Raw genomic sequence first — 12,926 nt, forward strand, 5'->3', positions numbered from 1 at the left:
GTCCTGACCATCCTCGTTCACTCCTGGAGTCCGTCCATGTCTTCAACCTCCGGTGTCGCCGGCCTGACGGTCGGCAAATCCGCCGTCCGCTGGAAGATATTCGTCGTCATGCTGAGCCTCATCGCGATCAACTACGTCGATCGCGCGTCGCTGTCCGTCGCCATGCCTTACATCTCGCAGGAGTTCAACATCGGGCCGGCGATGGAGGGTCTGATCCTCAGCTCGTTCTTCTGGACCTATGCGGTGATGCAGATCCCGGGCGGGATGCTCGCCGACCGGTTCAAGCCGCGCATCGTGATCGCGACGGCGACCGTGTTCTGGGGCTTCTTCCAGGCCATCGCCGCGCTGTGCACGAGCGCGCCGGCGCTGCTGCTCACGCGCCTCGGCCTCGGCGCGTCCGAAGCGCCGATCTATCCGGCCGGCGGCAAGCTCAACGCGATCTGGATGACGCAGACCGAGCGCGGCCGCGGCGCCACGCTGCTCGACGGCGGCGCGCCGCTCGGCGCGGCCCTGGGCGCGGTGCTGATCGCCGGGCTGATCGCGCTGCTCGGCTCGTGGCGTCTCGCGTTCGCGGTGGCCGGGGTCGGCACCGTGCTGGCCGGTTTCCTCGCGTGGTACTACATCCGCAACACGCCGCGCGAGCATCCGGGCGTCAACGATCTCGAAGCCGACTACATCGAGGCGTCGCACGCGAGCGATCTCGCGGCCGAGCCGGCCGATGCGTCGGGCCGCTCGCGCGACTTCTTCAAGTACCGCTCGGTGTGGTGCATGTTCTTCGGCTGGATGTGCTTCAACAGCGTGTTTTACGGGCTGCTCACGTGGATGCCGAACTATCTGCACAAGGTGCACGGCTTCGACATCAAGCAGATGGGCGGCTCGACCTTCATCATCTTTTTCTGCGGCTTCGTCGGCGAGCTGCTCGGCGGCTGGATCGCCGACAAGTGGAAGGCCGCGGGCGGCCGTCCGAACGTCGTGATGCGCACGCTGTTCGGCATCGCGGCCGTGATCGCGACCGTGTCGATCTTCTCGGTCGCCTATGTGAAGAACCCGCTCGTCGTCGTCGCGCTGCTGTCGTCGACGCTGTTCTTCCTGCGCTGGTGCGGGCTGTACTGGTGCATCCCGTCGTCGCTCGGCACGCGCAACAAGATCGGCTTCCTCGGCGGCCTCATGAACCTCGGCGGCAACATCGGCGGCATCACCGTGCCGATCCTCGTCGGCGCGATCGTGCAGTTCACCGGTTCCTATTTCCTTGCGCTGATGGTGTTCGCGGCGGCCGGCGTCGGCCTGCTCGCGTGCTCCAGCGCGATCGACTACGAAAACAAGCTCCCCGTCTGACCGACCCCTTTCATTGCATCGACTGCATTCACTGGTAGAGAGAAACCCATCATGAAGAAACGTACCCTGCTCGGCATGCTCACCCCGTCGTCCAACACCTCGCTCGAACCGCTGACGAGCGCGATGGTCGCCGGCCTGCCGGGCGTGTCCGCGCACTTCGCGCGCTTTCCCGTCACCGAGATCTCGCTGACGGGCCAGGCGCTCGGCCAGTTCGACGACGACAAGATCATCCAGGCCGCGATGCTGCTCGCCGACGCGAAGGTCGACGTGATCGCGTGGAACGGCACGTCGTCCGGCTGGCTCGGCTTCGAGGCGGACGAGCGGCTGTGCCAGCGCATCACCGCAGCGACCGGCATTCCGGCCACGACCTCCGTGCTCGCGCTCAACGAGATCCTGAAGAAGACCAGCGCGCACGAGTTCGGCCTCGTCACGCCGTATCTGGACGACGTGCAGACGAAGATCGTCGACAACTACCGCCGCTCGGGGTTGAACTGCATCGCCGAGCGCCACCTGAACCTGAAGGTCAATTTCTCGTTCTCCGAAGTGACGGGCGACCAGATCGGCGGGATGGTGCGCGAAGTCGCGAAGGCCGGCCCGCGCGCGATCTCGATCTTCTGCACGAACCTGAACGCCGCGCACCTGGTGCCGTCGCTCGAGGAAGAGACGGGCATTCCGATCTACGACACGATCTCGACCGTGGTGTGGAAGTCGCTGCAGCTCGCCGACTACGACACGCGGCAGGTGAAGGGCTGGGGGCGTCTCTTCAGCGACGTGATCTGAGGCGCGCGCCATGTCGAACGATCTCGATTTCGTGATCCGTCACGCGGACGTCGTGACGGCGGCGGACCGGTTCTCGTGCGACATCGGCATCCGCGCGGGGCGCGTGGCCATGCTCGGCCACGGGCTCCCGCGCGCGCCGCGCGAGCTCGATGCGACCGGGATGCTGGTGATGCCGGGCGGCGTCGATGCGCACTGCCATCTCGACCAGCCGATGCCCGACGGGCTGAAGATGGCCGACGACTTCCTGTCCGGCACGCGCTCCGCGCTGTGCGGCGGCACGACCACCGTGGTGCCGTTCGCCGCGCAGGCGAAGGGGCAGTCGCTGCAGGCGGCCGTCGACGACTATCACCGGCGCGCGGAAGGGCGCGCGCTGATCGACTACGGATTTCACCTGATCGTCGCCGATCCGACGCCGCACGTGCTGGCCGAGGAGCTGCCGCGGCTGATCGCGAACGGCTACACGTCGTTCAAGGTGTACATGACCTACGACGACCTGAAGCTGAACGACCGGCAGATGCTCGACGTGCTGTCGGTCGCGCGCGAGCACGGCGCGCTCGTGATGGTGCATGCGGAAAACTCGGACTGCATCGGCTGGCTGACCGAGCGGCTGCTCGGCGACGGCCACGTCGCGCCGCATTTCCATGCGCATGCGCGGCCGGCGGTGGTCGAGCGCGAGGCGACGCATCGCGCGATCGCGTTCGCGGAACTCGTCGACGTGCCGATCCTGATCGTGCACGTGTCGGGCGCCGAGGCGATCGAGCAGATCCGCTGGGGGCAATCGCGCGGGTTGCCGATCCTGGCCGAAACCTGCCCGCAGTATTTGTATCTGACGGCAGCCGATCTCGGTCATCACGGTCACGACGGCTACGAAGGCGCGAAATGCGTATGCAGCCCGCCGCCGCGCGATCCGGCCAACCAGCAGGCCGTGTGGAAGGCGCTGAAGCAGGGCGTATTCTCGGTATTCTCGTCCGATCACGCGCCGTTCAACTACGACGATCCGTGCGGCAAGCATCCGGGCGGGCAGGCCGTGTCGTTCGACCATATTCCGAACGGAATCCCGGGCCTGGAGACGCGCCTGCCGCTGCTGTTCGACGGCGTGCGCAAGGGGCAGTTGTCGCTGCATCAGTTCGTCGAGCTGACGTCGCTGCGGCCCGCGAAGCTGTACGGGCTGTATCCGCGCAAGGGGACGATCGCGGTCGGCGCCGATGCGGATATCGTCGTGTGGGATCCGGACAAGCGCGTGCGGATCGCGAATGCGTCGCTGCATCATGCGGTCGACTACACGCCTTACGAGGGGATCGAGGTGACGGGCTGGCCGCGTCATTGCCTGTCGCGCGGCGAGCTGCTCGTCGAGGACGGCCGGCTGCTCGCGGCGGAGCCGGGGCGCGGGCAATTCCTGCCGGCCGGCAAGCCGTGTCTCGACTGATTTCCCGGGATTCGACGCGACAGCCCGCACGACGTGGCGGGCGCGCGTTTCAACAGGAGCAAGGATGAGCGTTTCCCTCGCAATGCGCAGCATCGCGGCCGCTGCGATCGTCGCCGGGTCGTGCGGCGGCCCGGCGCTGGCCGCGGGCGGCGCGCCTCAGGACCTGCCGAGCGTCGTGCCCGAAGCGGCCGGCGTCGATTCGGCGCCGCTCGTGCGGATGTCCGAATGGCTGCGCCGCGACCGGATGGACGTGCGCAGCCTCGTCGTCGTGAAGGACGGCAAGATCGTGTTCGAGCGCTACGGCGACGGCCTGACGCGCGACAACAACTACGAGCTGTATTCGGTGACGAAGACGATCACCGCGCTGCTCGCCGGCATCCTCGACGGCGAGGGCAAGCTCGGCCCGTCGACGAAGGTCGCGCCGCTGATCGCGGCCGCGCGGCCCGATCTCGCGAGCGAACTCGCGGACAAGCAGGACATCGAGTTGCGGCATCTGATGTCGATGTCGAGCGGCTTGCGCTACACGACGCGCGAAGGCACCGATCCGCTGTACTACGACGCGCCCGACCGGCTGCGCGTCGCGGTGACGAGCCGGGCCGCGCAGGCGCCCGGCACGCATTTCGACTACATCGACGTGAACCCGGTGCTGGTCGGCACGGCCGTATCGATCGCCGCGCGGGAGCGCGAGGACGACTTCGCGCGCGAGCGGCTGTTCGAGCCGCTCGGCTTCGCGCATTACCGCTGGAGCGGCGCCGACGGCACCGGCGCGGTGGCGGGCGGCTGGGGCCTGCGGCTGCGTGCCGTCGACATGGCGAAGATCGGCATGCTGCTGCTCGACAACGGCCGCTGGAACGGCAAGCAGATCGTGCCGGCCGGCTGGGTCCGGCAGATGACCACGCCGTCGCCGGCTGCGACCGACTACGGCTATTACTGCTGGATCAGCCACGTCGTCGAACACGGCACGCCGGAATTCGGCGCGATGGGCTTCAAGGGGCAGTTCATCACGGTGCTGCCCGCGCAGCGCGCGGTCGTCGTGATGACGAGCCTGCTGCCGACCGATGGCGGCTTGCGCGACGCGACCTATCTGAACCTGTATCGACGGATGGTCGGCGATTACATCCTGCCGGCGCTCACGCCCGCGCAGCCGCCGGTCGAGCGCGCGGAAACCACGCAGGCGCTGCGCGACGAACTCGCGCGCAGCCGTCGGACGAAGGGTGTGCCCGGCACCGCCGCCGCGTTCAACGATGCGCCGGAGATTTGATGAGGATTGCGCATGTAATTGCCCCTTCGTCTACGTGGCGTCGCGATGGGCGGCGTCCCGCGGCGCCTTTCATGCGACGGCTGCTCGCGCGGGTGGCGGCGCTGCTGATCGGCGGCGGCGCGCTGGCGTCGGCGCCGGTGCTGTCCGTGGCGCATGCGGACGATGCGCTGCCGCCGCTGCATGAAACCGGCATCGCGGCGGCCGCGCCCGAAGACGTCGGCGTGGATTCGCGCAAGCTCGTCGAGCTGTCGCGCTGGATTCGCGAGCAGAAGCTCGACGTGTACAGCCTGCTCGTCGTGAAAGACGGCAAGTTGATCTTCGAGCGCTACGGGGCGAACGCGTCGCGCGATTCGACCTACGAACTGTATTCGGTGACGAAGGCCGTGACGTCGCTCGTCGCGGGCATCCTGGTCGATCGCGGTGCCGTGCATCTCGACGAACCGGTGGCCGCGCGGCTCACCGCATGGCGTCCCGATCTCGGCGACGCGCTCGCGGACAAGCGCGGCATCGAGCTGAAGCACGTGCTGTCGATGTCGAGCGGCCTGCATTACGACTTCAGCCCGAAGGACGATCCGATCTACTACACCGCGCCGGACCGGCTGAAGCTCGCCGCGTCGGCGGCGCCGAAGGTCGCGCCCGGCACCGCGTTCGAGTACACCGACGTGAATCCGATCCTCGCGTCGGCGATGCTGAGCGCGGCGGCCGGCGAACCCGTCGAGCGCTATGCGCAGGCGCATCTGTTCGGCCCGCTCGACATGAAGCGCGCCGCATGGGCGCGCGCGGACCGCACGGGGCTCGTATCGGCCGGCTGGGGGCTGCGGCTGCGCGCAGTCGACATGGCGAAGATCGGCATGCTCGTGCTCGACGGCGGGCGCTGGCAGGGGCGTCAGGTCGTGCCGCAGGCGTGGATCGCGCAGATGACGTCGCCGCGCGTGTCGCCGCATTTCGGCTACTACTGGTGGATCAACAACATCGTCGCGAGCGAGCCCGAATTCGACGCGATGGGCTTCAAGGGGCAATTCATCACGGTGCTCCCGAAGCGCAACACGGTGATCGTGATGACCGGCGTGCTGCCGGTGGATGGCGGCCTGCGCGACGCGGAGAACGTGAAGCTGTTCCGCCGGATGGTGAATGGCTACATCCTGCCGGCACTCGATGGCAGCGGTGCGTCGGGGCAGGATTCCGGCGGCGGCGATACGCGTGCGGCGCTGCGCGACGAGCTTGAAGCGAGTGCGCGCACCGCAGGTGTGCCCGGCACGCAGGTCGATCCGACGGATCTGCCGAAGTAGCGCCGGGCGTGCGTTCGGCTCGCCGTCGCGGGCGAGCCGAACGCACGCTGCATCACGTCACGCCAGTTCGCCCAGGCACGCGTCGAACTGCGCGACGAGCGTATCGACGTCGTCGGCCGTCGTCTGCGGGCACACGAGCATCATGTTGTGGAACGGCGTGATCAGCACGCCGCGGTTCAGCAGGTACAGATGCACGATGTGCTCGAGCTCGCTGTCGAGCTGTTCGCCCGCGATCGTGCCGTTGCGCGGCGGCACGGGCGTGAACTGGAACTCGGTGCGCGCGCCGATGCGCGTCACGCACCACGGCAGCCCGTGTTTCGCGATCGCCCGTTCGAGCCCGGTCGCGAGCCGCGCGGCCAGTTCGAACATGTGCGCATACGCGGCATCGGTCGCGACTTCGGCGAGCGTCGCGCGCATTGCATGCATGGCCAGCATGTTCGCGGTGAGCGTCGTGCCGATCCCGGAATGGCCGGGCGGCGCGTTCAGCTTCGCCTCTTTCGCGCGCGCCGCGAATTCGGCGCTGAACCCGTAGACCGCGCACGGGACGCCGCCCGCGATCGGCTTGCCGGCCACCAGCGCGTCCGGTTCGAGACCGTGCGCGGCCGCGTAGCCGCCGGGGCCGCTGCTGATCGTGTGCGTTTCGTCGATCACGAGCAGCGTGCCGTAGCGGCGCGTCAGTTCGCGTGCGGCCTCCCAGAAGCCCGGATCGGGCAGGACCATCCCGATGTTCGTCATCGCCGGTTCGGCGAGCACGCACGCGACGTCGCCGTCCTTCAGCGCCGCTTCGAGCGCGTCGAGATCGTTGAACTCGACCACGCGCGTGTTCGCGAGCAGGTCGTAGGACTGCCCGAGCAGGCTGTCGCGCTGCACCGGGCGGCCGTCGACGAGATCGACGAACACGTCGTCGACCGTGCCGTGATAGCAGCCGTTGAACACGACGATCCTATTGCGGCCGGTGGCCGCGCGCGCCCAGCGCAGCACGAAGCGGTTCGCGTCGCTCGCGCTCAGCGCGAATTGCCAGACCGGCAGCTTGAAGCGGCGCGCGAGTTCGCGCGAGACCCACGCCGCGTCCTCGCTCGGCAGCATCGTCGTGTAGCCGCGCGTCGCCTGCTCGGCAAGTGCGCGCGCGACCGGTTCGGGCGCATGGCCGAACATCGCGCCGGTGTCGCCGAGACAGAAGTCCGCGTAGCGATGACCGTCGACGTCGGTGAAGGTTGCGCCGCGCGCTTCCTTCACGACCAGCGAGAACGGCGTCGACCAGTCCTGCATCCAGTGCAACGGCACGCCGAACAGCAAATGCTCGGACGCTTCCGCGGACAACGCGCGGGAGATCGGCATGGCTTCGGTGAATGCACGGCGCTCGCGATCGAACAGTGCGCGGGCGCGGAGGAGGTCGACTCCGTGGCGGGTCTGCAATTGAGGCTCCTGTGACGGGGTTGCATGGACGGGTGATGCTTCCGCGAGCTTGTCATATTCCATGCGCGCGGTCGATTCGGGCCTGACCGCGTATCCATCAGATATGGAGTTTTTGCGCATAAAGATACGACAACGTATGTCTTATTCTCTGTCGCTGAGAAGTGAGTGGGCGCACACAGGCGATCGGCGCGCCGGGGCCGATCCATGCGTTCAACGTGAGCGCGATGACGCTGACGAACGTGACGATCGCCGGGCAGGCGCCAACACGACGATCACCGACAAGCGGTGACGTAACGGCGAGGAGGGGCGTTCGCGTGCGGCCTGCCGGTGCGCGCGAACGCGACGCGTCATGCCAGCGTCTTGACCATGTGGTGTTCGTCGTAGAAGCGGCCGTCGACGAACAGCGACCGCGGTTCCGTGCCGAACCGGACGAACCCCTGCGACGCGTACAGCCGTTCCGCGGTGCCGTTGATCTCGTTCACGCACAGGACCAGTTGCGTGCACTGCCACGCTTGCGCTGCGTGCGCGGTCGCGCTGTCGAGCAGCGATTGCGCGATGCCGCGCTCGCGATACGCGCGGTCGACGAACACGCCCCAGATCGTCGCCTTGTGCGCGACTTTCGCGCGCGCATCGCGGCGCACGCCCGTGATGCCGACGAGCGTTGCGTCGTCGAACGCGCCGAACACGGCGCGCTCGAGGGTTGGGGTGATTCGCGTCGCGAATTCATCGATCGGGACGCCTGCTTCTTCGTCGCGCGTCGGCAGGAAGGAGGTCGGCGACGTGTCGACCGCGCGGAGGCGGACGGACTGGAATTGCGCCGCGTCGGCGGCGTCGAGCAGGCGGATCGTGATCATCGGTCGGGATTGTCGTTGGTGTGCCGGGATATCGGAATCTGCGGCGCGACGCGCGGCAGGGCATCGGCAATGCTAAGCGGAAACGCATGCGCTTGCTCGTGCGTTCGACGTGCCGCATCGGCATGCGTGAAGCAACACGGCACCGATGGGCGAAGGGCGATGGAGGTGACGCGTGGAGAATCGATGAGCGTTCGCGATGCCTGCGGGCAATCGCGCACTCGGCGTCGAACGGATGCAAGCGGAAACGAACCGGATGCGGACATACCGCGCTGCGTTCGATGCGAGCCCGACCGCGGGTGACGATGCCATGCCGTACGCGACAAGCATGCCGCGCGGATGGAGGGAGCGGGATGAAGAGAAGCGCGCCCATGCGTTGCGCCGAAGCGGCGCACGGTGTCGGGCGCGCGAAATTCCGACGCGACGCGACGTGAGGTGTCCGCGATGCGCCCGATCAGCTCAGGCGCATGCGACCCACGTCAATACCGCGACAGCTGATTGCCGTTGATCTGGACGCGATCGCCCGGACGCAGGTTGCCCGGCGACTGCACGTCGAACGAGCGCGTCGAGCCGTCGCTGACCTGTACGTCGATCCGATAGCTGCTCGGCGGTTGGGCCGCGCCCATCTGCTGACCGATCTGGTTGCCGGCGACCGCGCCGCCGAGCGCGCCGATCACGGTGGCTGCATCGCGGCCGTGGCCGCGGCCGAACTGGTTGCCCACCAGGCCGCCGACCAGCGCACCGACGACGGTGCCGGCGACGCCCGACGCGCCGATCGAGCCGCTGACCGGCTGGATGTTCGCGACGGTGCCGTATTGCGTGCCGTAGCCGTTGCCGTACTGGCCGCCGTACTGCGGGTTGCCGTATTGGTCGTACTGCGGCGCCTGGCTCGGATACGCCGGCTGCTGCACGTAGCCGGGTTGCGAATACGCGGGCTGCGCGTAACCGGGCGTCGTGTATTGCTGCTGCGGATAGCCCGGCTGCGCGCCATAGTAGCCCGGCGCGACACAGGCGGTCAGCGGAAGCGCCGCCACGGCGACGAGCGAGGCGAACAGAACGGTCTTCGTGGAAGGCATGCGCATCATGATGTTTCCTGCATCGGCAACGTGTTCGCCGACGAATTCCAGGACGGGTGGCGAACTCGGCGTGAGTATAAGGAAAGGGCGATTGCGCGTCCGGTGCGGCCGGGTAACAACGTGTAAAGTCTGTTGCCGCGCAAATCGCGGCCGGGCGCGGCGGCGCGATTCGCCCGACCGCGCCCGCGCCGATGCACGTTTATCGGCAATGCGGGCGCCGCCCCGATGATCGCACCCCATCGCCGCGCCAGGCCCGACGGGACGGCCCGTCCGCACATCGCGAAATCGAATGCACGGCATCGCGACATTTAATTGGCCACTGGCCGCCCCGTCCGATATCGTGACCGCATTCCCTGCCAATGGCCGTGCCGTGCCGGCCGCGGATCTTTCCCCCGTCCGCGCCGGCGTCGCGCAGCGACCGCCCCACACATTCCGAGTCATGACCGATCGCTTCTTCACCAACGCCGTCGATGTCGGCGGCCAGCCCGTCAACCTCGCCGTCCATGACGGCCGCTTCGTCGCGATCGGGGCCGATTGCACGGCCGCGCCCGGCGCGGAAACGATCGACCTCGGCGGGCGCGTCGTGCTGCCCGGCTTCGTCGACGGCCACATCCATCTCGACAAGAGCTTCGTCGGCGATCGCTGGGTGCCGCACGAACCAGTCGGCTCGCTGCGCGAGCGGCTCGCGGTCGAGAAGCGCCAGCTCGCGGCCGCGCCGCCGATCGTCGAACGCGCGAATGCGCTGATCGCGCAGGCCGCCGCGTTCGGCACGATCGCGATGCGCAGCCACGTCGACGTCGACGCGACGACGGGCCTGTCGAACCTGCAGGCCGTGATGGCCGCGCGCGAACAATGGCGCGGGATCGTCGATATCGAACTGGTCGCGTTCCCGCAGGCCGGCGTGGTGACGTGCCCGGGCACCGCCGCGATCCTCGATGCGGCCGTGCGCGAAGGCGCGGACGTGGTCGGCGGGATCGACCCGACGACGCTCGACGGCGACGCGGACGGCCAGCTCGACATCGTGTTCGGCATCGCCGAGAAGCGTGGCGCGAAGATCGACATCCATCTGCACGAACCGGGCGAGATCGGCATCGCGCAATTGTTGCGGATCGCGGCGCGCACGCGCGCGGCGGGCCTCGGCGGCCGCGTGAACGTGAGCCACGCGTATGCGCTCGGCCAGGTCGATCACGGCGACGTCGAGCGTGCGGCCGCGGCACTCGCCAGCGCCGGCGTGTCGATCCTGACCAACGCGCCTGGCGATTGCGCATTCCCGCCGGTGCGGCAACTGCGCGATGCGGGCGTGCACGTGTTCGCCGGCAACGACAACATTCGCGATGCGTGGTGGCCGTACGGGAACGGCGACATGCTGCAGCGCGCGATGATGGTCGGCTACCGCTCGGGCTTCTACACCGACGAAGCGCTCGGCATCGCGCTCGACATGGCGACGCATGTCGGCGCGCGCGCGATCGGCAAGGCCGACTACGGCATCGCGGTCGGCTGCGACGCGAGCTTCGTCGCGGTGCGCGCGCCGAATGCGGCGGCCGCCGTCGCCGGCGTGCCGGCCGAACGCTGGGTGTTCCGCCGCGGCGAAAGCGATACCGGCGCGCCGTTCGCGCCGGCACAGCGTTTCACGCGATAACGCGATAGCGACCTGACCGCCGTCGCGGTGCGTGCATCGTGACGGCCTTGCACTGACCGACCACACCGGAACCGACATGACGAACCTGCTGATCCGCAACGTCCGCACGCACGCCGACGAAGCGCTCGACATCCTGATCGAAGGCGAGCGCATCGCGCGCGTCGGCCCGTCGCTCGACGCGCCCGCCGGCTGCGCGATCGAGGACGGCGCGCGCGCGCTCGCGCTGCCCGGCCTCGTCGAAGGCCACACGCACCTCGACAAGACCCAATGGGGGATGCCGTGGTATCGCAACGCGGTGGGGCCGCGCCTCGTCGACCGCATCGAGAACGAACGCAACTACCGCGCGACGAGCGGCCATGATGCCGGCGCCGCATCGCTCGCGCTGTCGCGCGCGTTCCTCGCGGCCGGCACGACGCGCATTCGCACGCACGTGGACATCGACACCGAGGCCGGGTTGCGGCATCTGCGCGGCGTGCTCGCGACGCGCGAGACGCTGCGCGACCAGGTGGAGATCCAGATCGTCGCGTTTCCGCAGTCGGGCGTGCTGAAGCGGCCCGGCACCGCCGCGCTGCTGTCCGACGCGCTCGGCGCGGGCGCCGACCTGCTCGGCGGGCTCGACCCGTGCGCGATCGAAGGCGATCCGGTCGAGGCGGTGGACGTGCTGTTCGGGATTGCCGAGCGTCACGGCCGCGGGCTCGACCTGCACCTGCACGAGCGCGGGTCGATGGGCGCGTACTCGCTCGACCTGATCCTGCAGCGCACCGCCGCGCTCGGCATGCAGGGCAAGGTCACGATCAGCCACGGCTTCTGCCTCGGCGACATCGCTGAGCGCGAGCGCGACGCGCTGCTCGCGCGGATGGCCGAACTCGGCGTCGCGATCGTCACGACCGCGCCGGCCGCGGTGCCGGTGCCGCCGGTCGCTGCGTGCCGCGCGGCCGGCGTGACCGTGATCGGCGGCAACGACGGCGTGCGCGATACGTGGACGCCGTACGGTTCGCCCGACATGCTCGAACGCGCGATGCTGATCGGCATGCGCAACGATTTCCGCCGCGACGACGCGCTCGAAGTCGCGCTCGATTGCGTGACGCACGGCGCGGCACGCGGCTGCGGCTTCGCCGACTACGGTCTGGAGGCGGGCAAGCGTGCGGACGTCGTGCTCGTCGATGCGCTGACGTTCGCCGAGGCCGTCGTCGCGCGGCCGACGCGGCGGCTTGTCGTGTCGTCGGGGAAGATCGTCGCGCGCAACGGCGTGCTGGTCTGAGCCGAGCGCCGCATCGTGCCGGTATGATCGGGCCTTCTTCAGCCTGATCTCCGGGGAGACGACGATGCGATGCACGCGCACGAGGGCGGCACGCGCCGCCAGATGGATGGCGGCGGCAACGTTCGCGGCGACGGCCGCGCATGCGATGGCGGCCGGCCCCGACGACGCGCGGCAGGAAGCGAATCGCCGCACGGTGCTCGCGTTTTACGAGAAAGGCCTGAACGAGAAGGATGCGGATGCCGCGCTCGCCTATGTCGGCGACCGATACGTGCAGCACAACCCGAACGCGGCCGACGGCCGCGACGGCTTCCGCAAGTTCGTCGCGTTTCTGCGCGACAAGTATCCGCAGTCGCACAGCGAGATCAAGCGGTCGTTCGTCGACGGCGACTACGTGATCCTGCACGTGAACGCGGTGCGCGAACCCGGCACGCGCGGTAGCGCGATCATGGATATCTTCCGGCTCGAGCACGGCAAGATCGTCGAGCATTGGGACGTGAACCAGCCGGTGCCGGAGCAGGCGGCGAACGGGAACACGATGTTCTGATGCGCGTGCATTCCACGGTTACGCGGTTGCTCGGTTGATGCGGACCCG

The 12,926-nt window shown here is 68.7% G+C and carries 11 protein-coding genes; 8 read left to right on the forward strand and 3 right to left on the reverse strand.

Features of this window, described 5'->3' with window-relative positions:
* Nucleotides 1–36: 36 nt before the first annotated feature.
* The 5 genes from HWX22_RS04125 (at nucleotide 37) to HWX22_RS04145 (ending at nucleotide 6,091) form a co-directional block, all read left to right on the forward strand.
* On the forward strand, nucleotides 37–1,335 hold the full coding sequence (locus HWX22_RS04125; RefSeq protein WP_059818478.1) for an MFS transporter: 1,299 nt from the start codon (nucleotides 37–39) through the stop codon (nucleotides 1,333–1,335).
* Between the two features lie 51 nt (nucleotides 1,336–1,386).
* Nucleotides 1,387–2,115, forward strand: coding sequence for an aspartate/glutamate racemase family protein (locus HWX22_RS04130; protein WP_175915085.1), 729 nt, complete (start codon nucleotides 1,387–1,389; stop codon nucleotides 2,113–2,115).
* Nucleotides 2,116–2,125: 10 nt separating this feature from the next.
* The gene (hydA, locus tag HWX22_RS04135) at nucleotides 2,126–3,541 is read left to right on the forward strand and encodes a dihydropyrimidinase (RefSeq protein WP_175910805.1); all 1,416 of its coding nucleotides are present in this window, start codon (nucleotides 2,126–2,128) and stop codon (nucleotides 3,539–3,541) included.
* A gap of 64 nt (nucleotides 3,542–3,605) precedes the next feature.
* Complete coding sequence (locus HWX22_RS04140; protein ID WP_175915086.1) at nucleotides 3,606–4,802, forward strand: serine hydrolase; 1,197 nt, start codon at nucleotides 3,606–3,608, stop codon at nucleotides 4,800–4,802.
* 71 nt (nucleotides 4,803–4,873) lie between these two features.
* The gene (locus HWX22_RS04145) at nucleotides 4,874–6,091 is read left to right on the forward strand and encodes a serine hydrolase (RefSeq protein WP_244135187.1); all 1,218 of its coding nucleotides are present in this window, start codon (nucleotides 4,874–4,876) and stop codon (nucleotides 6,089–6,091) included.
* 57 nt (nucleotides 6,092–6,148) lie between these two features.
* Here the strand turns inward: HWX22_RS04145 and HWX22_RS04150 are convergent, their stop codons facing one another.
* The 3 genes from HWX22_RS04150 to HWX22_RS04160 form a co-directional block, all read right to left on the reverse strand.
* On the reverse strand, nucleotides 6,149–7,507 hold the full coding sequence (locus HWX22_RS04150; RefSeq protein WP_175915088.1) for an aspartate aminotransferase family protein: 1,359 nt from the start codon (nucleotides 7,505–7,507) through the stop codon (nucleotides 6,149–6,151).
* A gap of 347 nt (nucleotides 7,508–7,854) precedes the next feature.
* Nucleotides 7,855–8,361 carry a GNAT family N-acetyltransferase gene (locus tag HWX22_RS04155; protein WP_175915089.1) on the reverse strand — a complete coding sequence of 169 codons (507 nt, stop codon included), beginning with the start codon at nucleotides 8,359–8,361 and terminating at the stop codon, nucleotides 7,855–7,857.
* A gap of 476 nt (nucleotides 8,362–8,837) precedes the next feature.
* Nucleotides 8,838–9,443 (reverse strand): glycine zipper 2TM domain-containing protein, encoded by a 606-nt coding sequence (locus tag HWX22_RS04160; RefSeq protein WP_175915090.1) that lies wholly within the window; start codon nucleotides 9,441–9,443, stop codon nucleotides 8,838–8,840.
* 430 nt (nucleotides 9,444–9,873) lie between these two features.
* Between HWX22_RS04160 and HWX22_RS04165 the strand changes: the two genes are divergently transcribed.
* The 3 genes from HWX22_RS04165 to HWX22_RS04175 all read left to right on the forward strand — a co-directional run bounded on the left by HWX22_RS04165 (nucleotide 9,874) and on the right by HWX22_RS04175 (nucleotide 12,878).
* On the forward strand, nucleotides 9,874–11,073 hold the full coding sequence (locus tag HWX22_RS04165) for an amidohydrolase family protein (RefSeq protein WP_175915091.1): 1,200 nt from the start codon (nucleotides 9,874–9,876) through the stop codon (nucleotides 11,071–11,073).
* Between the two features lie 76 nt (nucleotides 11,074–11,149).
* Nucleotides 11,150–12,334 carry an amidohydrolase family protein gene (locus tag HWX22_RS04170; protein WP_175915092.1) on the forward strand — a complete coding sequence of 395 codons (1,185 nt, stop codon included), beginning with the start codon at nucleotides 11,150–11,152 and terminating at the stop codon, nucleotides 12,332–12,334.
* A gap of 106 nt (nucleotides 12,335–12,440) precedes the next feature.
* The gene (locus HWX22_RS04175) at nucleotides 12,441–12,878 is read left to right on the forward strand and encodes a nuclear transport factor 2 family protein (protein WP_244135188.1); all 438 of its coding nucleotides are present in this window, start codon (nucleotides 12,441–12,443) and stop codon (nucleotides 12,876–12,878) included.
* The last annotated feature ends 48 nt before the right edge of the window (nucleotides 12,879–12,926 follow it).

Origin of the sequence: Burkholderia sp. BCC1638, assembly GCF_902833195.1 — a bacterium.
Lineage (GTDB): Bacteria > Pseudomonadota > Gammaproteobacteria > Burkholderiales > Burkholderiaceae > Burkholderia > Burkholderia diffusa.